Origin of the sequence: Streptosporangium sp. NBC_01639 (assembly GCF_045209755.1) — a bacterium.
Classification (GTDB): domain Bacteria; phylum Actinomycetota; class Actinomycetes; order Streptosporangiales; family Streptosporangiaceae; genus Streptosporangium.
Genome location: NZ_CP109272.1, coordinates 4,830,942 through 4,851,845 on the forward strand (window position 1 = coordinate 4,830,942; position 20,904 = coordinate 4,851,845).

20 protein-coding genes, 1 pseudogene and 1 riboswitch are annotated in these 20,904 nt (G+C 68.6%); of the genes and pseudogenes, 14 read left to right on the forward strand and 7 right to left on the reverse strand.

The window, feature by feature from the left end; all coding sequences use genetic code 11:
- Positions 1-17: 17 nt before the first annotated feature.
- Entirely contained in the window at positions 18-251 is a 234-nt protein-coding gene (locus OHA77_RS22085) for a hypothetical protein (RefSeq protein WP_406311447.1), read from the reverse strand.
- Positions 238-1,044, reverse strand: coding sequence for a hypothetical protein (locus OHA77_RS22090; protein ID WP_406311448.1), 807 nt, complete (start codon positions 1,042-1,044; stop codon positions 238-240). Before OHA77_RS22090 ends, OHA77_RS22085 begins: the two co-directional genes overlap by 14 nt.
- A gap of 154 nt (positions 1,045-1,198) precedes the next feature.
- On the opposite strand from OHA77_RS22090, the gene OHA77_RS22095 reads away from it, so the two are divergent.
- The 3 genes from OHA77_RS22095 to OHA77_RS22105 all read left to right on the forward strand — a co-directional run bounded on the left by OHA77_RS22095 (position 1,199) and on the right by OHA77_RS22105 (position 2,637).
- Positions 1,199-1,447, forward strand: coding sequence for a GntR family transcriptional regulator (locus OHA77_RS22095; RefSeq protein ID WP_406311449.1), 249 nt, complete (start codon positions 1,199-1,201; stop codon positions 1,445-1,447).
- Between the two features lie 151 nt (positions 1,448-1,598).
- Complete coding sequence (locus tag OHA77_RS22100; protein WP_406311450.1) at positions 1,599-2,447, forward strand: helix-turn-helix domain-containing protein; 849 nt, start codon at positions 1,599-1,601, stop codon at positions 2,445-2,447.
- Complete coding sequence (locus OHA77_RS22105) at positions 2,434-2,637, forward strand: DUF397 domain-containing protein (RefSeq protein ID WP_406311451.1); 204 nt, start codon at positions 2,434-2,436, stop codon at positions 2,635-2,637. Before OHA77_RS22100 ends, OHA77_RS22105 begins: the two co-directional genes overlap by 14 nt.
- 164 nt (positions 2,638-2,801) lie before the next feature.
- Here the strand turns inward: OHA77_RS22105 and OHA77_RS22110 are convergent, their stop codons facing one another.
- Positions 2,802-3,767 (reverse strand): SAM-dependent methyltransferase, encoded by a 966-nt coding sequence (locus tag OHA77_RS22110; protein ID WP_406311452.1) that lies wholly within the window; start codon positions 3,765-3,767, stop codon positions 2,802-2,804.
- 174 nt (positions 3,768-3,941) lie between these two features.
- Between OHA77_RS22110 and OHA77_RS22115 the strand changes: the two genes are divergently transcribed.
- Together OHA77_RS22115 and panC are read left to right on the forward strand one after the other, a co-directional pair.
- Complete coding sequence (locus OHA77_RS22115; protein ID WP_326826377.1) at positions 3,942-4,832, forward strand: DUF2520 domain-containing protein; 891 nt, start codon at positions 3,942-3,944, stop codon at positions 4,830-4,832.
- Entirely contained in the window at positions 4,823-5,680 is an 858-nt protein-coding gene (gene panC / locus OHA77_RS22120) for a pantoate--beta-alanine ligase (RefSeq protein WP_406311453.1), read from the forward strand. The genes OHA77_RS22115 and panC overlap by 10 nt, the downstream gene beginning before the upstream one ends.
- A 52-nt stretch (positions 5,681-5,732) precedes the next feature.
- On the opposite strand, the gene OHA77_RS22125 is transcribed toward panC, so the two are convergent.
- A complete protein-coding gene (locus tag OHA77_RS22125) occupies positions 5,733-6,851 on the reverse strand; it encodes a WXG100 family type VII secretion target (RefSeq protein WP_406311454.1) in 1,119 nt (372 codons plus the stop codon).
- Between the two features lie 102 nt (positions 6,852-6,953).
- On the opposite strand from OHA77_RS22125, the pseudogene OHA77_RS22130 reads away from it, so the two are divergent.
- Together OHA77_RS22130 and panD are read left to right on the forward strand one after the other, a co-directional pair.
- Positions 6,954-7,367, forward strand: a pseudogene (locus OHA77_RS22130) (pantoate--beta-alanine ligase); the annotation flags it as partial.
- A 7-nt stretch (positions 7,368-7,374) separates the two neighbouring features.
- Complete coding sequence (panD, locus tag OHA77_RS22135; RefSeq protein WP_406311455.1) at positions 7,375-7,803, forward strand: aspartate 1-decarboxylase; 429 nt, start codon at positions 7,375-7,377, stop codon at positions 7,801-7,803.
- 118 nt (positions 7,804-7,921) lie between these two features.
- Here the strand turns inward: panD and OHA77_RS22140 are convergent, their stop codons facing one another.
- Positions 7,922-9,037, reverse strand: a complete 1,116-nt coding sequence (locus tag OHA77_RS22140) for a WXG100 family type VII secretion target (RefSeq protein ID WP_406311456.1) — start codon at positions 9,035-9,037, stop codon at positions 7,922-7,924.
- 342 nt (positions 9,038-9,379) lie between these two features.
- On the opposite strand from OHA77_RS22140, the gene OHA77_RS22145 reads away from it, so the two are divergent.
- The 3 genes from OHA77_RS22145 (at position 9,380) to lysX (ending at position 14,361) form a co-directional block, all read left to right on the forward strand.
- Positions 9,380-12,052, forward strand: coding sequence for an L-aspartate oxidase (locus OHA77_RS22145; protein ID WP_406311457.1), 2,673 nt, complete (start codon positions 9,380-9,382; stop codon positions 12,050-12,052).
- Positions 12,052-12,834 carry a type III pantothenate kinase gene (locus OHA77_RS22150; protein WP_326826371.1) on the forward strand — a complete coding sequence of 261 codons (783 nt, stop codon included), beginning with the start codon at positions 12,052-12,054 and terminating at the stop codon, positions 12,832-12,834. Before OHA77_RS22145 ends, OHA77_RS22150 begins: the two co-directional genes overlap by 1 nt.
- A 69-nt stretch (positions 12,835-12,903) precedes the next feature.
- Complete coding sequence (gene lysX, locus OHA77_RS22155; RefSeq protein WP_406319856.1) at positions 12,904-14,361, forward strand: bifunctional lysylphosphatidylglycerol synthetase/lysine--tRNA ligase LysX; 1,458 nt, start codon at positions 12,904-12,906, stop codon at positions 14,359-14,361.
- A 184-nt stretch (positions 14,362-14,545) separates the two neighbouring features.
- Here lysX and OHA77_RS22160 read toward each other — a convergent pair whose 3' ends face one another.
- A complete protein-coding gene (locus OHA77_RS22160) occupies positions 14,546-15,160 on the reverse strand; it encodes a helix-turn-helix domain-containing protein (protein WP_326826370.1) in 615 nt (204 codons plus the stop codon).
- A 168-nt stretch (positions 15,161-15,328) separates the two neighbouring features.
- On the opposite strand from OHA77_RS22160, the gene OHA77_RS22165 reads away from it, so the two are divergent.
- Entirely contained in the window at positions 15,329-15,577 is a 249-nt protein-coding gene (locus OHA77_RS22165; protein WP_406311458.1) for a LuxR family transcriptional regulator, read from the forward strand.
- 65 nt (positions 15,578-15,642) lie between these two features.
- Here the strand turns inward: OHA77_RS22165 and OHA77_RS22170 are convergent, their stop codons facing one another.
- A complete protein-coding gene (locus OHA77_RS22170; RefSeq protein WP_406311459.1) occupies positions 15,643-16,689 on the reverse strand; it encodes an NlpC/P60 family protein in 1,047 nt (348 codons plus the stop codon).
- A 5-nt stretch (positions 16,690-16,694) separates the two neighbouring features.
- Positions 16,695-16,841, reverse strand: a riboswitch (cyclic di-AMP (ydaO/yuaA leader).
- A gap of 341 nt (positions 16,842-17,182) precedes the next feature.
- On the opposite strand from OHA77_RS22170, the gene OHA77_RS22175 reads away from it, so the two are divergent.
- The 3 genes from OHA77_RS22175 to OHA77_RS22185 all read left to right on the forward strand — a co-directional run bounded on the left by OHA77_RS22175 (position 17,183) and on the right by OHA77_RS22185 (position 20,872).
- Positions 17,183-17,815 carry an amino-acid N-acetyltransferase gene (locus OHA77_RS22175; RefSeq protein WP_406311460.1) on the forward strand — a complete coding sequence of 211 codons (633 nt, stop codon included), beginning with the start codon at positions 17,183-17,185 and terminating at the stop codon, positions 17,813-17,815.
- A gap of 124 nt (positions 17,816-17,939) precedes the next feature.
- Entirely contained in the window at positions 17,940-19,280 is a 1,341-nt protein-coding gene (locus OHA77_RS22180) for an RDD family protein (RefSeq protein WP_406311461.1), read from the forward strand.
- A gap of 1,259 nt (positions 19,281-20,539) precedes the next feature.
- Positions 20,540-20,872, forward strand: coding sequence for an Lsr2 family protein (locus OHA77_RS22185; protein WP_184724583.1), 333 nt, complete (start codon positions 20,540-20,542; stop codon positions 20,870-20,872).
- Positions 20,873-20,904 lie beyond the last annotated feature (32 nt).

The following is a 20,904-nucleotide window of genomic DNA, read 5'->3' on the forward strand; positions in this document are numbered from 1 at the left end:
CCGGCCGCCTTCCCGGTTCACAGTCCGGCCTGGTGTTCGGAGGCCTCCTGGGCGGCCGTTTCCTGCTGGGTGACCTCGGCACGGAGGCTGTCGAAGGTGTCGGCGTCCACGGTGCGGAAGGGCGGACGGCCCCAGGCCGAGTCGTCGGCGAAGGGCTCCTCGCGGCTGGCCCAGTAGCGTCCGGCGTCGCTGCGGATCACCCGCCAACCGGGGATCGCCGAAGCGGGTGCGGCAGATTCAGGGTGTTCCATGGATCGGACCTCCTGTGTCCGGTCGAGGGTCCGGCCGGCGCTCGCGACGACCGGCCGGACCCGCCCTGTGGGGTGAGGAAGAAACGGCTGAGGTACGCCGTACGAGGCGGGCGAAAACGTCTGAGCCGCGCCGTACGAGACGGGCGATGAGCGTGCGGGCGGAGCGGTTCCGGCGTCGTGAGAGCGGTGGCGGTGGGGGATCGCTCGCGGGCTGCGCTTCGCCGGTCGCCGTCTGTCGTCGCGCCAGGGCGGTGCGCCGGCAGCGGGCCGGAGCGCGGGTGCCGGGTGCCGCACACGGCGGGGCGTCGGCCTGGGCAGCGGCGTCGGTGCGGCAGGCGTCAGTGTGGGTGGTGTCGGTACCGGCGGGTGCGGGTGGTGTCGGTGCGGCAGGCTTCGGTATGGCGGGCACGGGTGCCGGCGCCGGTACAGCGGGTTTTGGTGCGGCGGGCACGGGTGCCGGCGCCGATATGGCGGGTGCGGGGAGCGCAGGCGGTTCGGTGCGGCGCTGGGCGGGCACCAGTGGGATCACTTCGGTGGGGGCCACGGTGGCGGGAGGCCGGTAGGCGGGCAGGACCCGGCCCAGGCCGAGCCGATGGCGCAGCTCCAGGCGCTCGGCCAGCAACGCGCCCGACGGCTGCGCGTAGTCGTGATCGGCGGCCTGGCCGGGGCAGCCGTGGGCGTGGGGCGGGTGGCCGCAGAGGGCACATCCCATCGGCATCGGCGGATCGTCGGCAAAGCAGCCGCAGCCGCTCACCGCCTGCCGGTCGAGGACCGGAACAGTAGGGTTGGTCATGGGTCAGGAGGCCTTTCCTGATCAAGGGCCCGTCAGGCGTCGCAAGCGTCCTGGCGGGTCCGGTTTTTGTCGCATCCTCACTACGGTTCACCATGGTGAACCTGAGTTCTCCCTGGGTATCTCAGGTTCGTCACGGAGATCTACGGTGATCCCTGTGGTGATCGAATGGCGCGCTAACCAGCCGCGGTGGGTTCAGATTGCGGCTGTCATCAAACAGCGCATCGACGGGGGCGTCTACGCCGTCGATGAGCAGGTCCCGAGCGAGCATCAGATCGTCCAGGAGTTCGGTGTCGCTCGCGGCACGGCCCGCAAAGTCCTGGTGCGGCTACGCGAAGAAGGAGTCGTCTACGCCGTTCGGGGGCTGGGGAACTTCGTGGCGGACCCGACCACAGCTCATCAATGATGACGGAGTGCCCCTCGTGCGCCTTCGCTTCATTGTCACCTCTTGTGATCGGTTGATTCCCCAAAGTGTTGCGTGCAATTTACATGATCGCAAGCACCTTGCGTGACTTTTCTTTTACGTGAGGTGACCAGAATCAGGCAGACTTGGCGGCATGGCTTCCACGGGTCCTACTGTGCGGCATCGCCGCCTCGGTCGTGAATTGCGAGGGCTCCGCGAGAAGGCGGGTCTCACGCTGGAGGAGGTGGCCACGCGGCTTGGCTGGTCCACGGCGAAGCTGAGCCGCATCGAGAACGCCCGGACCATGCCCAGCGGTACGGACATCGCCGGCGCCTGCGATCTGTATGGCGTGGACCCGTCCATGAAGGCGGGACTGATCCAGCTCGGTCATGACGCCGGCCGTCGCGGCTGGTGGACCGCCTACAGTGACGTGTTCGCCGGTGCCTACGTCGGGCTGGAGTCCGAGGCGACGGCCATCTGCACCTGGGAACCGCTGCTGGTGCCGGGTCTGCTGCAGAACGAGCATTACGCTCGTGAGCTCATCTGCACGGCCCGACCGAAACTGGTCACTGCCGAGTTGGAGCGGTACGTGGCGGCTCGAATGGCACGCAAGATCAGTCTCCTCGGTTCGCAGGCGCCCAGGCTGCACGTCCTCATGGATGAATGCGCTCTGCGCCGTCCGGTCGGAGCGCCCGGCGTCATGGCTCGCCAGCTCGAAGACATCCTCCACGTCGTGGATCGGCCCAATGTCACGATTCAGGTTCTGCCGCTCCGGGTCGGTGCGCATTGCGGTCTGGAGGGCGCCTTCTCTCTGTTGTCGTTCGACGCCGAAGATCCAGACGTGGGCTACACCGGATGTCCAGGCGGGGATGTCTATGTGGAGGCGACGGATCAGGTACGGAACCTTAAGCTGACGTTCGAGCGCCTCGCTCGCGTGTGCTTGTCCCCTGAGGAGTCTGCGGCGTTCATCGTCGCGGTAAGGAGCGACCATGCCACCCTCTGACCTGGCTGATGCCACATGGCGGAAGAGCAGCTACAGCGGCGGAAGCAGTGACAACTGCGTGGAGGTGGCCACGAACCTGCCCGGCGTCGTCGCCGTGCGCGACAGCAAGGATCCGTCCGGTCCGGTGCTGACCTTCACCCCGGCGGTCTGGCATGACTTCCTCAAGAGCGTCCGCGACGGAGATCTCTGATCGCGGGTTTGCCCGGCGGCACGCCGCCGGGCGGCATTTCGCGGCGAACCTCGGGGGTTTCCGCACGACCGGAGGTTCACCGCGTAGTCGGGTCTCCGCTAGTGGTGGTTGACGGGCCTGGAAGAGCCGCATCACATGGATTCGGCTCATCTGGAGGCGATCGGTCAGAGCCGGTCCTGGGTGAGCCAGCCGAAGCCGCCCAGCCCCTCGGGAGCGATCAGCTCCGCCTCCTGTGAGGATCTGGCCAGGGTCTGGAGGTAGCCGCGCGGGTCGGTGCGGGCGAGGTCGACGGGTGGGCGGGTCCCGGTGACGCCCAGGGCGCGCAGCGCCTGCCGTTGGGTGGTCAGGGCCGTCGTGGCGGCTCCGGCGCGCTCTCCGGCGGCGGCGCAGGCGTCCAGGGCCACGTGCGCGGTGATGTCGCACGATCCGTCCGGCACGGGCGCCACGGCCGCTCCGTCGCGGTAGCCGGTCAGCGTCCCGTACGGCGGGCGGTCGTCCACCGGGTGTGCGTAGTCGATCGCGATCGCCCGGCCGCGTGCCAGCCGTACGATCACCGTGGTCCAGGCCTCGTCGCGGGGCCTGCCGATCTCGGCCCGTTCGCCCACCGCCCGCATCGGCCACCAGCAAGACAGCCAGGCCAGGTCGGTCTCCTGCGGCCTGTCTCCGAGCCGTTCGGCGCCGGTGGCGGGATCGACCAGGATCAGGCGGGGGCCGTCCGCCGTCTGCTCGGCGACGTCCACGGGCACGTTGTCCAGCCATTCGTTGGCGACCACCAGGCCGCAGATCCCGTCCGGCACGGCCGCGGCCCACCCGATCTCCCCGGGCAGCCGGGCGGGCCGGGAGGCCAGGTCCACCCCGGTCACCCGCAGCCGGGAGCGCAGCTCGGGCGGTGCGGCGGAGAGCACCCCGGCCGCCAACTCGCCCTCACCCGCGCCGATGTCCACCAGGTCGACCGCCGGTGGGTTGCCGAGTGCGTCGTCCACCGCGATGAGCTCGCGCAGCACGGCCTCGGCGAAGACGGGGGAGGCGCCGACGGAGGTCCGGAAGTGCCCCGAGGGACACTCACGCAGGTAGAAGCCGTTCTCGCCGTAGAGCGCTTGCTCCATCGCGGCGCGCCAGGTGAGCCACACGCCCACAGACGCTACAGCTTTCCGCCCGCCGGGCGGGGTGGATCCTCAGCCGGTGGGGATTCCGGGTTCCCCGGCCGCTTCCGGACAGGTGGCTTCATGTGGTTGCGACCTCCGGGCCCGTTACGCTGGTCAACTGGGCATGGAGCCTCCTATGTGGTCGAAGGACGGGACGTCATGTACGCAGGTGATCGCCCGGCACGGCTGGCCGTCGGAGTGGTCGGGGCGGGCCGGGTCGGGTCGGCGCTCGGTGCCGCGCTCGCGCGTGCGGGCCATCGGATCGTGGCCGCCAGCGGGGTCTCCGACTCCTCCAGGGAGCGGGCGGCCGAGCGGCTCGGTCTGACCCCCACACGCCCGGAGGACGTGGTGGCCGCCGCGGACCTCGTCCTGCTGGCGGTCCCCGACGACGTGCTCCCCGACCTGGTCTCCGGCCTGGTCGGCACCGGCGCCGACCTGCGGGGCAAACTGGTGGCGCACACCAGCGGGGCGTACGGCCTGGCGGTGCTGAACCCGGCGATCAAGGCGGGGGCGCTGCCACTGGCACTCCACCCGGTGATGACCTTCACCGGCAAGGACGACGACCTCCGCCGGCTCGTCGGCATCTCCTACGGCGTCACCGCCCCCGACCCGCTCCGCCCGGTGGCCGAGGCCCTGGTCATCGAGATGGAGGGGGAGCCGGTCTGGATCGCGGACGAGGACCGCCCGCTCTACCACGCGGCCCTGGCGAACGCGGCCAACCACATGGTCACGCTGGTCGCGGAGTCCTCGGAGCTGCTGCAGAAGATCGGAGTGGAGCAGCCGGGCCGGATGCTCGGCCCGTTGCTGAGCGCGGCTCTGGACAACGTGCTGCGGCTCGGCATCGCCGGACTGACCGGTCCGGTGGTGCGCGGAGACGCCGGCACGGTCCGCAAGCACGTGGACGCGCTGATCCTGGCGGCACCCGAGGCCGCGGACGCCTACGTGGCCCTCGCTAGGCTCACGGCGGACCGGGCGCTAGCGGCCGGGTTGCTCAAACCCGAGGCCGCCGAGCGCCTCCTGGACGCCCTGGGAGGAAACATATGGACGTGATCGTGGCGGGTGACCGCACCGAACTGGTCGAGGCGAGGCGGACCCTGGGGATCGGCGGCGGATCGTCCGGGGCGAAGGCGGCCCTGGCGCTGGTGCCGACCATGGGTGCGCTGCACGAAGGGCACCGTTCGCTCATGCGGCTGGCCCGGGAGAAGGCCGAGCACGTGGCCGTGAGCATCTTCGTGAACCCGCTGCAGTTCGGCCCCACCGAGGATTTCTCCCGCTATCCCCGGACGTTCGACGCCGACCTGGAGGTCTGCGCGGCCGAGGGTGTGAGTGTGGTGTTCGCCCCCGCCGCCGAGGACATGTATCTGCCGGACCGGCAGGTCGGCGTCTCGGCCGGGCAGATGGGCACGGTCGTCGAAGGGGCGTTCCGGCCGGGACACCTGGACGGCGTGCTGACCGTCGTGATCAAGCTGTTCAACCTGGTCCAGCCGGATGTGGCCGTGTTCGGCCAGAAGGACGCCCAGCAGCTCGCGATGATCCGCCGGATGGTCCTGGACCTCGATCTGCCGATCGCCGTCGTCGGGGCGCCCACGGTCCGGGAGTCGGACGGCCTGGCACTGTCCAGCCGTAACCGCTACCTGACTCCGGAGGATCGCGGGGCGGCCCTGGCGCTGTCGCGGGCCCTGTCGGCGGGGGCCGCGCGGCGCACGCCGGAGGAGATCCGCCGGGCCGCGCGCGCCGTGCTGGCGGCGGAGCCCGCGGTGGCCGTCGACTACCTGGTGCTGGTGGATCCGGCGACCTTCGCGGAGGTCGGCGACGACCACAGGGGTGCGGCGATCCTCGCCGTGGCCGCCAAGGTCGGCTCCACCAGGCTGATCGACAACGTGACGGTCACCCTCTGACGAGGTCCCGGCGCAGCCGCCCGGTCCGCCGTACGCATGCGAGCGGGCGCTGTCAGGATGCCGGGTCGCTGCCCGAATGTGGGTGCCCGGTGCGCAAGATCATGGAATCCCAGTAGTCGCTGCCGTCCTTGAGCCCGTCCTTCTTGTAGGCGTACTTCGCGTCACTGACACTGACGTCGGGGAGGATGATCTCGATCTCTGCGGGAAGCATGTCAAAGGCGATTTTCAGCTGCTGGTTGAGTTCGCGCAGGTAGTCGCGGGCGCGGTCGTGTGCGCCGCTCTCCCAGGGGAGCAGCCGATCCTGCAGGTCGTCGTCGATCCCCCGGTCGCCCATCTTGACCACGGATTCGAAGTCCAGCCGATATTGGTCGATCACGCCGGCCAGCCAGGCGATCGTGTTACCGGTCGTGCCGATGGAGTGGGCCAGCACCCTGGCGGTGGCGTGCACCTTGCGGAAGGCGTCCAGGGCGAGCTCGGCCGGCTCGCCCTGCCAGACGCCGGCCAGTTGTTTGGCGTGCTGCTCGACGAGGGACTGCAGGTTGGCCAACCATGCGGCCAGGTCGGTGCACACGCCGCTCATGTCCCGCATGGTCTTCACATCGACGCTGTCCAGCATGTTCTTGATCGTGGGTGCGTCGTAGTCCGAGATGTTGTCTTCTTGCTGGAAGATGTCCTTCTTTTCCCAGGTCTCGTGGCGGACGCCTGCGCCGTTGATGGCGTATCGCAGCTCGGAGATGTTTTCGTCGAAGACGCTGTCGGCCATGGCGTAGTTCGCCGAGGTCGCGAAGATCATGTTGCCGAAGTTGCTGTAACTTTCCAAGGTGTCCAGGATTTCGGCCCTGACGAATTTGCTGATACCCCCTGTTTCGGGGAAGCCATACAGGCTGTAGCGCATCACCGCCATCGTGAATGTGCTGAGCGCACCCCATGGGACCCTGGTCTCCTGATTCAGGAATATACCGTCCAGCTCTTCCCAGTAGTCCAGAAGGGATCTATTGCCGACCTGTTCATAGGGGTGCGCGCCTTCCACCTCCAGCATGATCGCGTCGCCGACCTTCCTGAGGCCGGCGGTGTTGACGTCGATGTCCGCGTGCGGGGAGGGCCACGAGCGGGAGAGTTCGGGGCTGTTGCCCCACGCATACCACTGTTCCGGTGTCGGTTCGGGTTCCATGGCGATGCCTCCGGTAGGACGGTTAGGGGATGATCATCGGCTGCGTGCATGTTATGGAGTCCTGTTGCGTCCATGCCAACGGCAGCCAAGCCGCAGGCCTCGGATGCGGTCGTGTCCGGCCGGAAGGACGCCCAGCAGCTCGCGATGATCCGCCGGATGGACCTTGATCTGCCGGTCGCCGTCGTCGGGGTGCCCACGGTCCGGGAGTCGGACGGCCTGGCACTGTCCAGCCGCAACCGCTATCTGACTCCGGAGGATCGCGGGGCGGCCCTGGCGCTGTCGCGGGCCCTGTCGGCGGGGGTCGCGCGGCGCACGCCGGGGGAGATCCGCCGGGCCGCGCGCGCCGTGCTGGCGGCGGAGCCCGCGGTGGCCGTCGACTACCTGGTGCTGGTGGATCCGGCGACCTTCGCGGAGGTCGGCGACGACCACAGGGGCGTGGCGGAGGCACCGGCGGCCTCGGGTATGTTTCGCCCAGGCGTGCACGCTCGCGAGGCGGCGCGACCGGACGAAAGGTGATCGACCCATGTTCCGCACCATGCTCACATCGAAGATCCACCGGGCCACGGTCACCCAGGCCGACCTGCACTACGTGGGATCGGTGACCGTCGACGAGGACCTGCTGGACGCCGCAGGGCTGCTGCCCGGCGAGCAGGTGCACATCGTGGACATCGACAACGGCGCCCGGCTGGTGACCTACACGATCGCCGGTCCCCGCGGTTCCGGGATCATCGGCATCAACGGCGCCGCCGCCCGGCTCGTCCAGGTGGGCGACCTGGTGATCGTCATCGCGTACGGCCAGCTCGACGACGCCGAGGCGAGGTCCTTCCGGCCCAGGGTGGTCCACGTCGACGGCGGCAACCGGATCGTCGAGCTCGGCCGGGACCTCGCCGCGGCTCCGGAGCCCGCCACGGATCTCCTGCGCGGTGACGTGCTTCACCGGCCGGCGGGCTGAGAGCCTCGTCAGGGAAAGATGCGCGGGCGGCGGGGTCCTCCGGTGATGTCAGTGGGACGGCGGCCCATCCGGCTCTCCCGCCCGCCCGCCTCGTTCGTACGCATGCGAGCGGGCGCTGTCAGGATGCCGGCTCGTCGCGGTCCAGAAGTGGGAGCGGCGGGGTGTAAAAGATCATGTGATCCCAGTAGTCGCTGCCGTCCTTGAGCCCGTCCTTCTCGTAGGTGTACTTCGGGTTGTCGACGCCGAGGGTGGGGAGGAGGATCTCGATCTCTGCGGGAAGCATGTCGTAGGCGATTTTCAGCTGCTGGTTGAGTTCGCGCAGGTAGTCGCGGGCGCGGTCGTGTGCGCCGCCGCCCCAGGGAAGCAGCCAGTCCGGCAGGTCGTCGTCGCGCTCCCAGTTGCCCAGCTTGACCACGGATTCGAAGTTCAGCTGATATTGGAGGATCGCTCCGGCCAGCCGGGTGATCGTGTCACCGGTCGTGCCGATGGAGTGGGCCAGCGCCCTGACGGTGGCGTGCATCTTGCGGAAGGCGTCCAGGGCGAGTTCGGCCGGCTCGCCCTGCCAGACGCCGGCCAGTTGTTTGGCGTGCTGCTCGACGAGGGACTGCAGGTTGGTCGACCATGCGGCCAGGTCGGTGCACGCACCGCCCTTGCGCAGCATGGTCTCCACCTCGACGCTGTCCAGCATGGCCTTGATCTTGGGTGCGTCGTAGTCCGAGATGTTGTCCTCTTGCCATATGTAGGACTTCTTTTCCCAGGTCTCGTGGTGGACGCCTTTGCCGTTGACGGTGTATCTCAGCACGGAGATGTGCTCGTCGAAGACGCTGTCGGCCATGGCGTAGTTCGCCGAGGTCGCGAAGATCATGTTGCCGAAGTTGTTGTAACCCTCCAGGGCGCAATGGGTTCCGCCCACGACGAAGCGGCTGATGCCCGTCAGCGTCTCCTCGAGTGCGGTGAGCGCATCCCACCGCGGGGGGTCGAACTTCCTGAACCTGCCGAGATGTCCGGCGTGATCGGAATCGGCCAGATCCGGCCAGGAGCCCAGAGCTGGGGATTTGTTGTCGGCCTGGTTGTAGCCATCCGCGGTGTCCATCTCCAGCATGATCGCGTCGCCGACCTTCCTGAGGCCGTCGGTGTTGACGTCGATGTCCGCGTGCGGGGAGGGCCACGAGCGGGAGAGTTCGGGGTTGTTGCCCCAGGCGTACCACCGTTCCGGTGTTGGTTCAGGTTCCATGGCGATGCCTCCGTTGAGACGGTTGGGGGGTGATCATCGACTGCATGCATGTTATGTAGTTTTGTTACATCCATGTCAACGGCAGCTCTGAACCGCAGGCCCGGAAGTGGCCGCTCCGGCGCCGCGGATCCTCAGACCGGCGTCTCCCAGGCTCCGGTGGCCGTTCCGACCTCGGGGCCGCAGGGTTTCGGATCCCATGGCCTGCCGACGCGGAGGGCCGCCGCCGGTGGACCTCGCGGTGATACGGGCTCGAAGGGGCACCCCGGGGAAGAACCGCTGTGCGGCGCGCGTTATCGTCACATTGACGAAATGAAGCCTCTCAACCCCCGCGAGGAGACGGTTATGGCGGTTCCTGCCATTCCCCAGAGGTTGACCGCGCCCGCCCCGGGCTGGACCATCGACGCGGACGTGGTGGTGGTGGGCTCCGGCGTCGCGGGGCTGACCCTGGCGCTGCGGTACGCCGACCTCGATCCCGCCGCGAAGGTGCTGGTCGTCACCAAGGACGTGCTGTCGTCGGGCTCCACCCGCTGGGCGCAGGGCGGGATCGCCGCCGTGCTCGACCCGCGGGACACCCCCGCCGAGCACCTGTCCGACACCCTCGTCGCGGGCGTCGGGCTCTGCGACCCCGAAGCCGTCCGGGTGCTGGTGACCGAAGGTCCCGCCGCGCTGCGCGGGCTGATCGCCACGGGCGCCCGGTTCGACACCGACGACGCGGGCGAGCTCCAGCTCACCCGGGAGGGCGGCCACCGGCGCAACCGCATCGTGCACGCGGGCGGCGACGCCACCGGGGCGGAGGTGCAGCGGGCGCTCGTCCAGGCCGTCCAGGAGTCGGCGATCGAGGTGATCGAGCACGCGCTCGTGCTCGACCTCCTCAAGGACGCCGGCGGCCGGACCGCCGGAGTCACCCTGCATGTCATGGGCGAGGGCGAACGCGACGGCGTGGGGGCGGTCAGGGCCCCGGCCGTGGTGCTGGCCACCGGCGGCATGGGCCAGGTCTACGCCGCCACCACCAACCCCGTCGTCTCCACCGGTGACGGGGTGGCGCTGGCACTGCGGGCCGGCGCCGTGGTCAGGGACCTGGAGTTCGTCCAGTTCCACCCGACCGTGCTCTGGCTGGGCGAGGACGCGACCGGCCAGCAGCCGCTGATCTCCGAGGCGGTCAGGGGCGAGGGCGCGGTGCTGATCGACGCCGAGGGCAACCGCTTCATGGCGGGCGTCCACGAGCTCGCCGACCTCGCGCCCCGCGATGTCGTGGCCAAGGCGATCATGCGGCGGATGCGCGAGACCGGCGCCGACCACATGTATCTCGACGCCCGCCACTTCGGCGAGGAGAAGTGGCGCACCCGCTTCCCGACCATTCACGCGGTCTGCCTGGAACACGGCATCGACCCGGTGACCCAGCCCGTCCCGATCGCCCCGGCCGCCCACTACGCCAGCGGCGGCGTCCGCGCCGACCTGCACGGCCGTACCAGCGTGCCGGGCCTGTACGCCTGCGGGGAGGTGGCCTGCACCGGCGTGCACGGCGCCAACCGGCTGGCCTCCAACTCGCTGCTCGAAGGACTGGTCTTCGCCGGGCGGATCGCCGAGGACATCCACGCGCGGCGGCACGCCGACTCCCCCGGTACGGCCACCGGGGCGGACTCGTCGGCGGGAGCGACGAACACGGCCACCGGGACGGGCTCACCGGAGGACGCGGCCGGCACGCCGGGCTCACCGGAGGGCGTGGCGGGTACGGCCACCGTACGGCCGGCCATCGGTGCACCGGGGGCCGACGACCGGCCCGCCGGCCTGGTCGACCCGAGGGCCAGGTCCAGGATCCAGGGGCACATGAGCCGGGGGGCGAGTGTGCTGCGCAGCCAGGAGTCCCTGACCGAGGTGGCCCGCGCCCTGGTGAGCACCCGGTGGACCCCGGTGGCGGTGGAACCGTGCACCGAGTCGTGGGAGGCCACCAACCTGCTGACGGTCGCGTCGGCGCTGGTGGCGGCCGCCCGCAATCGCGAGGAGACCCGCGGGTCGCACTGGCGCGAGGACTTCCCCGAACGGAACGATGCCTGGTGGCTGGGCCACCTCGACGTATCTCTGACAGCGGAGGGAATGACCATGACATACGTGCCGCACGGACAGCGCGCGACGGAGTTGCCGGAACAGGTGGAGACGGACCTGGTCGAGGCGGGTCTGGACCCGGCCGCGGTGGCCGCCCTTTTCAGGGCCGCCGCGGATGAGGACCTCCAGGCCGCGGGTGACGTCACCAGCCTCGCCACCATCCCGGCCGGGCAGACCGACACCGCCGACGTGGTGGCCCGCGCGGACGGGGTGGTCTGCGGGCTGGCCGTCGCCGAGGGCGTTTTCGCTTATCTGAGCGAGGGCCGTCTGGTGGCGGAGCGCCGGGTCAAGGACGGCGAGCAGGTCACCCGGGGCGACGTGCTGATGACCGTCACCGGCCCCACGCGGGACCTGCTGACCGCCGAGCGGACCGCGCTCAACCTGCTCACCCACCTGTCCGGCATCGCGACCCTCACCGGGCACTGGGTCCGGGCCGTGCGAGGGACGGGCGCGCGGATCAGGGACAGCCGCAAGACGCTGCCGGGGCTGCGGGCCCTGGAGAAGTACGCTGTGCGGTGCGGCGGTGGAGTCAATCACCGTATGTCACTTTCGGATGCCGCGCTGATCAAGGACAATCACGTGGTGGCCGCGGGTGGAGTAGCCGGCGCGTTCCGGGCGGTCCGGGACGCCTACCCCGGCCTGCCGATCGAGGTCGAGGTCGACCGGATCGACCAGATCGAGCCGGTGCTCGCCGAGGGCGCCGAGGAGATCCTGCTGGATAATTTCGCCGTGGACGAGCTGGCGCTGGCCGTACGGCTGGTGGACGGCAGGGCACGGCTGGAGTCGAGCGGGGGGTTGACCTTGGAGATGGCCCGTGAGGTGGCCGAAACAGGTGTCGACTACCTCGCCGTGGGCGCGCTCACCCACTCGGCACCGGCTCTTGACATCGCATTGGACCTTCGGGGGAATTGATGCTGCTTGCCATCGACGTCGGTAACACGCACACCGTTCTCGGCCTGTTCGAGGGCGACGAGGTCATCGAGCACTGGCGGATCGCCACCGACGCCCGGCGGACGGCCGACGAGATCGCCGTCGTCCTGCAGGGTCTGCTCGGCCAGTCGCCCCTGATCAAAGGCACCGACGTCGACGGCATCGTGCTCTGCTCCACGGTTCCGTCGGTGCTCAACGAGATGCGCGAGATGTGCCGCCGCTACTACGGCGACGTCACCGCGGTGATCGTCGAGCCCGGCATCCGCACCGGGGTGCCGGTCAGGATGGACAACCCGAAGGAGGTCGGCAGCGACCGGATCGTCAACGCGCTGGCGGCCATTCAGCTGTACGGCGGGCCGTGCGTCATCGTCGACTTCGGCACCGCGACCTCCTTCGACGCGGTCTCGGCCAAGGGGGAGTACGTCGGCGCGGTGACCGCCCCGGGCATCGAGATCTCGGTGGACGCGCTGGCCGCGGCCGGGGCGCAGCTGCACAAGGTGGAGCTGATCCGGCCGCGTTCGGTGATCGCCAAGAACACGGTCGAGGCACTCCAGGCGGGCATCATCTACGGGTTCGCCGGTCAGGTGGACGGGATCGTCGAGCGGATGGCCGCCGAGCTGGCCGACGACCCGGACGACGTCACGGTGGTCGCCACCGGCAGCGCGGCGCCGCTGGTGGTCAGCGAGGCACGCTCGATCGACATGCACGAGCCGTGGCTCACGCTGATCGGACTCCGGCTGGTCTATCACCGCAACACCGCCTAGCGCGGACATCGGTAACCTTGGCCTGTGACCGATGAAGTGACGAACCCAGCCGAGGATCTGCCCGAGCAGATGCGCGTGCGCCGGGAGAAGCTCGACCGCCTCCGCTCCGAAGGCGTCGACCCCTATCCGGTGAACTTCCCGCGCACCGCGACCAACGTCGAGATCCGTGAAAAATATGCCGATCTCCCCGTAGACACCGCGACCGGCGACAAAGTGGGCGTTGCTGGTCGGGTCATGCTCTCCCGGACCGGAGGCAAGCTCTGCTTCGCCACCCTCCGCGACGGCTCCGCCGACCTCCAGGTCATGATCTCGCTGGACCGGGTGGGAGAAGACTCCCTGGCCGCATGGAAGCGCGACGTCGACCTCGGTGACCACGTCGGCATCGAGGGCGAGGTCATCACCTCCCGCCGGGGTGAGCTGTCCATCCTCGCCGACCGCTGGGCGATCACTTCGAAGTGCCTGCGCCCGCTGCCGGAGAAGCACGCCGGGCTCACCGACCCCGAGGCGCGGGTCCGCCAGCGCTACCTGGACCTCATCGTCAACGACGAGGCGCGGAAGGCGGCCCACACCCGTAGCGCCGTGGTGCGGGCGATGCGCGACTTCTGGCACGGGGAAGGCTATCTCGAGGTCGAGACGCCGATGCTCCAGCCGATCCACGGCGGCGCGACGGCCCGGCCGTTCAAGACCCACATCAACGCCTACAGCATGGAGCTCTACCTCCGCATCGCGATCGAGCTCTACCTCAAGCGGCTCGTGGTGGGCGGCATCGAGAAGGTCTTCGAGATCAACCGCAACTTCCGCAACGAGGGCGCGGACGCCACCCACAACCCCGAGTTCACCATGCTCGAGGCCTACGGCACCTATCTCGACTACAACGACATGGCCGACCTGACCCAGCGGATGATCCAGAGCGCGGTGGTGGCCGCCCTCGGCCACTCCGTGGTGACCCACGAGGGCCAGGAGATCGACCTGGGCCTGCCCGAGTGGCCGAGGATCACCCTCTACGGGTCGGTGTCGGAGGCCCTGGGGCAGGAGATCACCACCGAGACGCCGCTGGAGCAGGTCCGCAAGTACGCGGACGCGCACGACATCCACTGGGATCCCAAGTGGGGCCAGGGCAAGCTCGTTCAGGAGATCTTCGAGGAGCTCGTCGAGCACACCCTCATCCAGCCCACGTTCGTCATGGACTATCCGCTGGAGACCTCCCCGCTGACCCGCCAGCACCGGGACAACCCGCTCCTCACCGAGAAGTGGGACCTGATCGGGTTCGGCACCGAGCTCGGCACCGCCTACTCGGAGCTGGTCGACCCGGTCGAGCAGCGCCGCCGCCTCACCGAGCAGTCCATGCTCGCCGCCGGCGGCGACCCCGAGGCCATGCAGCTTGACGAGGACTTCCTCACCGCCCTGGAATACGCGATGCCGCCCACCGGTGGTATGGGGCTCGGCGTGGACCGCCTCGTGATGGCCTTCACCGGCAAGAACATCCGCGAGACCATTCTGTTCCCCCTCGTCAAGCCGGCGGGCTGAGCCGCACCGGACATGACCGTTCCCGTGCCGGTGGTCCCCGGACCACCGGCACGCTCCGGGCTCCGTACGGCTCGGCGGCGCCGGGACGGCCGCAGTGCCGCCGTCCAGGAGTTCTGCGGCCTCGGGTGCGTCCGTACGACGTGCGGTGTACCGGGCAGCGGCGGCCGGCACCGGGCGCCCGCATTCAGGGTGTGCCGGCCGGTCGTGCGGGAGTGCGGGCGAGCCCGGCCATCAACCAGCGCAGCGACTCGGCGAACAGCGCGGACGGCACCGCGGCGCGATCGATGCGGCGCTGGGTGACCAGCCCCTCGAAAAGCCCGATGATCGCGGTCGCCACGGTGACCGGATCGTGTCCCCCGCAGTACGGGGCCACCAGCCGGGCGACGGTCGCCCGGGGCACCCTCCAGCGGGCGGCCAGCCGGTCGAGCAATTCCGGCCGGGTCAGCGCGTAGCGCAGAAACTCCATTTCCAGGGTGCTCCGCGCCGTGTGATGGTCGGCCACTCCAGCCAGATACGCCCCAAATGCCGCAAAAGTTGCCTCGTCCCCCTCCTGCCGGGAGGCGATTTCCCCGGCGTCATCAAGGGGGTGGGCCGCGTAGTCGTCAAAGAGCGCGAGGAAGAGTTCGTCCTTTCCGGCGAAATGAGAGTAGAGCGCGCCGACCGTGTGACCTGCCCTGGAGGCGATCTCATCGACGGAGGCGCCGGTGAAACCTTGTTCTGTGAAGACCTCGGCGGCGGCGGCCAGCAGCCGCCCACGGGTGCGTGTCTTGGCTTCGCTCCGACTTAACCGCAAAGGCACCGACATATCATGAGTACTTCACGTAGCGATCGCTATGTCAATGGCGTCCGCCACCTCTATGGAGAAGGGAACTTGACGACCTTTGAACAAGGCGTTTACCGTTCCTGAGGGGCGTTATTGATTCCAACATACTCACGCCTGATTTCCAGTGCGGGGGAGCGGCTTTAGATGGCATACCCGGAAGTGGATTCCCGTCGTGGCGACAGCCTCCTGGGCATGGGCGAGATCGGTCTCAGTGCCGAGGATCTCGTGCTCCTGGCGGAGCTTGCCAAGGGCGTCACCGTGGACCGGGTGGGGCGTCGCCTCGACATCAGTGGCCGGACCGTCCGGCGCAGGCTCCGGGGGATCTGTGATCGCATCGGCGTGGCCACGGCGATCGAAGCCGTGGCCTGGGCCGCCCGTCGTCGGCTGATCTAGGTCCGGCTCGCAGCGGTCTGTCTCGGCCCGAGAGCCGATCCAGGTCCGGCCCGCAGCCGGCTGTCTCAGTCCGCGACCCGCACGCCGCCGGCGAAGGGGCGGTTGTCGATCGAGGCGATGTGGATGACGTCACCGGTCTGGGGGGCGTGGATCATCATGCCCGCGCCGACGTAGATCCCGACATGGTGCAGGTCACCGTAGAAGAAGACCAGGTCGCCGGGGCGCAGTTCGTTTCTGGACACGTGGGTGCCCGCGGTCCACTGGTCCCCGGTGTAGTGCGGCAGGCTGATGCCGACCTTCTGGTAGGCCCACATGACCAGACCGGAGCAGTCGAAGGAGTTCGGGCCCTCGGCCCCCCAGACATAGGGCTTGAGCTGCTGGGTGAGTGCCCAGCGGGCGGCCTCGGCGGCCTTGCCGTCGCCGACGATCGGCACGCTGATCCGCACCCTGCTGCCTATGGTGGTCTTGGCCCGGCTGCGCACCTCGCTGAACAGGTTGCTCTCGACCCTGGTGACCAGGCGTTCGATCTTGGTGCGCTTGGTGCCGATCTCCGCGAGGAGCTTCTTCACCTCGCTGGTCCGCGCCTTGGCACTGGCCTGCGCCCGTTCGGCGGTCTTGATCGCCTGAGCGACCTGGGCGACCTCCTCGCTCTGTTGCTGCTGGAGGGCGTAGTACGTGGTGGCCTGGTCGAGGAAGGCGTCGGGGTCGCTCGACTGGGTGAAGGCGAGGGCCGAGCCCAGTCCCCCCGTCATGTAGGAGCTCTGCGCCAGGAGGCTGGCCCTGGTGCGCCGGGCCGCGAGCTCGGACTCGCTGCCCGCGAGGGTCTTCTTGGCCGCCTCCGAGGCCCGCTGGGCCTGCTTGAGCTTGACCCGCTCGCCGTTGTACTGCTCGCTCAGCGTCTCGATCTCGGTGTGCAGCTTCTCGACCTGCTTGGAGAGCTCTCCAAGATTGGGCTTCGGGTCGGCGGTGGCCGCGACCAGAGGGGTACCGAGGGTCAGGGAGGCGAATGCCAGCCCGATGACCACCATTCGGTGGGTGAGTCCACGTGAGACGTGTTCCCGGCGGGCGTGTCCGCCCTCGCGCCTTCCCTCAAGGTTGCGCGTGCGCTTCACCAACAGGCTCCTCTCTCGGCCGCCTACCGGGTTAGCTGACGGGTTCGGGCCGGAGGCAGCCCTACCGGGGTGCCGGTGGCACCTCGGATTCACCCCAGGGACGAGGGTGGGTCCCCGGTTCCCCGGTTCCGGGGATTCGGCGGGTCAGCTTTTTTTACCATCGCTGACATCGAGCACGGACATTAGTGCAATTGGAGGTTCATGCTCAACCAGAACTACAAAGTCGGTAGAGGTTTCACAACTGGCACGTCACGGCGAGATCACACATCTTCATGATCAACTTGCCCATTAAGACGGGCTCCATCCGTCCTTCGGGCGCTCATGGCAGAGGTCTTCGCAGGTCCAGAACCACGGGAAAGGCGAGTTCCGACCCCTCGCCGACACGTCAGGTACGGCATGGCCGCTGAGATGTCACAGGTCATCTGGTATCTGCGGGGCGAGAGTTAAGGGTGAGCCGTAACTCACAAGCACCGAGGACGTACGCTGATCGGTCATGGAGCAGGTTGCGGAGCATTCCCCGACGCCGGCCGTACACGACACCGGGAACGCCGGGCCGGGAGGCGGAGCCGCGGACCCCGGACGGGACCGCGGAGAGGCCGGGCCGGACCCGGCCGCGGTCCGGGTGCGGCGTGCCCGCACCCGGGACGTCCACGTCATCCGGCGGCTGGTCGACACCTACGGCGGAGCCGGCCGTCGTCTTCTGGAGAAGGCCACGGTCACCCTGTACGAGGACGTCCAGGAGTTCTGGGTCGCCGAGCAGGCGGGCACCGTGGTGGGCTGCGGGGCGCTCCACGTGCTCTGGGAGGATCTCGCGGAGATCCGCACCGTCGCCGTCGACCCCGGCTGCCGAGGGCTGGGTATCGGCAACCTCATCGTCTCGGAACTCCTCCGCACCGCCGGCGAACTCGGGCTGCGCAGGGTCTTCTGCCTCACTTTCGAGGTCGGATTCTTCGCCCGGCACGGATTCCGGGAGATCCAGGGCACGCCGGTCTCGCCGGAGGTCTACGCCGAACTGCTCGCCTCATATGACGAAGGGGTCGCGGAATTCCTCGACCTGGAGCACGTCAAGCCGAACACTCTGGGAAACACCCGGATGCTGCTTCATCTGACCCAGGAACACCACTGACGCCGTCTTGATGGTCGCTGATCGGAAAGATGACTGTTGATAACTATGTCGATACCTTGTGCTGCAGCAAGCATGTGCGTCTCACATACATACGGCACATGCGCAGTCGAAGTGAGGTGACGCGGTGAGCACCGGACAGCCGCCGTACCAGGATGATCCCGACCGCGATCGCACCCCGTCGGGACAACCGGAGTACGGACAGCATCAGGCAGGCCGAGACCATGACGGACAGGACCCCGATGTAACGATCGTGGGATATCGAGCGGAGGCGTCACAGCCGCACACCGGCCCGGGCCAGGCCCAGCCGGGTTATGGGCAGCAGCCCGCCTACGGCCAGCCGGCCCAGGAGCAGTCCCCCTACGGCCAGCCGGGCTACGGCCAGCAGCAGCCGTACGGCCAGCAGGCCGCCCAGCCGGGCTACGGCCAGCAGCAGGGGACGGGTCCCTACGGTCAGCCGGGCTACGGCCAGCAGCCCGCCTACGGCCAGTCGGCCCAGGAGCAGTCCCCCTACGGTCAGCAGCCCGCCCAGCCGGGCTACGGCCAGCAGCAGGGGACGGGTCCCTACGGTCAGCCGGGCTACGGCCAGCAGCAGTCGCAGGAGCAGTCCCCCTACGGTCAGCCGGGCTACGGCCAGCAGTCGCAGGAGCAGTCCCCTTACGGCCAGCAGCCCGCCCAGCCGGGCTACGGCCAGCAGCAGCCGTACGGCCAGCAGTCCGCTCAGCCGGACTACGGCCAGCAGCAGGGCTACGGCCAGCAGCCCTCCTACGGCCAGCAACCGGGTTACGGCCAGCAGCCGGGGACGGGCCCCTACGGCCAGCCGGGCTACGGCCAGCAACCCCCTCAGCAGGGCTACGGCCAGCAGCCGGGTTACGGGCAGCAGCAGCCGTACGGTCAGCAGCCCGCCTACGGCCAGGGCTACGCCCCCCAGGGGGTGACACCCCCCGGCGTCCCGGCGCCCCTCGCGGAGTGGTGGCAGCGCCTGGTGGCCCGTCTCCTCGACTCGCTGATCGTGGCCGTCCCGGCCAACATCGTGGGTTATCTGGCCGCGATGCCGTTCGCGCCGTCGTTCAACAGTGAGACCTTCACCGTGGACGGCAGTCCCGCCATGTACGGACTCGTGTCCGGGCTCATCGTCGCGCTGGCCCTCATCGCCTACGAGATCCTCATGCTGGCGCGTAACGGCACCAGCCTGGGCAAGCAGATCATGGGCATCAGGGTCGTCCGGGTGGGCGGCCAGCTCACCGGCGGGCTCGACATGGGGAGCGCCGCCAAGCGGGCCCTCGTGCTGTTCGGCTTCTACCTCGTCTACGCGTTCAGCAATCTGCTGGGAATCATCGTCACGCTGCTGACCTCCCTGCTCGGAATTTTCGTGCTGGTGGACGTGCTGTGGCCGCTGTGGGACAAGCCCCTGCAGCAGGCTCTGCACGACAAGGTGGCCAAGACGGTCGTGGTCAAGACCAAGTAGTTCTCCGAAAATCGGGGTCGGCGGGTTGAACCGCCGGCCCCGATTTCACGTATGAGTGGGAAAACGGGCGCCGTAACGGCACGCCGCCACGGCGCGTTGGAAGTGCAAAACCCATACGTGCCGCCGGGGGGAAGGTTATGGTCGTCTCGTCGCGTTCCGGCGCCGACAATCACCGCCCGGTCGGTCATGGCGTCGACCGCGGTCTCCTATGGGTGGCCAATGGGCGGTCACTTGCCGCGGTCGGAAGTTCCCCGAGCCATCGGTCAAATGATGGTGGAAGCGCCTGTACCGCCGGTGCCGTGACGCCTCCGCCGGATTCTCTTCCGCTCCTTCTCCGACGCCTTCCGGCCGACACGGCACGACCTTCTACCGCGCCGGGCGGAGCCTGTGGTGTTGCCGGGGTTGTTGACGTACCTGAGCGCGTTTGGTGGTTATACGGCCTACGACTATGCCCCGTATGCCGGAGACGGACGTACTCTTGGTAAGAAAGCGATGAAGCCCCGCCTTCTTGTCGACGACGGCGCTGCACGGCCGGCCACCTGCCCGATGAAGCGACGACCCGCCAACCAGGCCATCTCATCACGGCGCACATTCCTTGGTGAAGAGTGTGATGGCGCACCCCCGCTCCGCGGCGGTCCCCTCCGCCTCGGCCGACACCCCCTTTCACCAGGGATTCCGTGGCGGGTGGCAGGCGGTCTCGGAGCCGGGGACCCGGACCGGCATTGGTTTTCCGACAAAGTTGATCATCGTGTGATCGACCTGTCGGTTTTTTCCGCCCGGCTTTACCCGGCGCAACCGGTAAGACGGCTGGAGAGAAGCATTAAGGTAGTGAACGACCGGCATGGCCGCCCCAGTGACGCCCACGGCTCGTCGGTGACGCTATGGTCGTGTGTGGGTGGATCCGTCGTGATCCAGCGAGCCCCGGCGCGGTCCGGGATGCCGTCGTCAAAAAATCCATGGTTCCCAGAAAGTCATCCCCGGTGCGGAGCGAGGACGAATGAGCAACGTATTGTCCGCGTTGATACCTCCAGTGGTCGTCGGCAGCGCCTTCATCTACGGAGTTGTCAAGCTTCTGCGCAGTGAAGCCGCCGGTCGCCGCCCGGCAAAACAGCATGACCGGGCTGAGTCGGAGAACAGTTGATCAACTCGTGGCCTCGGTGACCGACGAGAATCGCCGGGCTCCCGGAATTGCCGCTCTCCGATTGCGGGTATATGTTTAGCTAGCGAATGAAACAATACTCCGCGAAAGGATTGCGTAGATGGCCAAGCAGATCCAGGAGATTCTCATCGACGACCTCGATGGGGGCGAGGCCAATGAGACTGTCGCCTTCGCGATTGACGGCACCAGCTATGAGATTGACCTGAGTGACGTAAACGCGAAGAAGCTCCGCGACTCCCTGTCGCCTTTCGTGCAGAGCGCCCGCCGTTCCGGCGCGCTGGCCCCTCGGCGCCGCCGTGCAGGTGGCACCCGGGCACTGACGCGGGAGAAGAGTGCTGACATCCGGGCATGGGCGAAGTCGCACGGCCTTAATGTCAGCGAGCGCGGTCGAATCGCCTCCAAGATCGTCGAGCAGTACGAAGCGGCTCACTAGATCGTTGAATCATGCGGTTATGGCGGCCACGG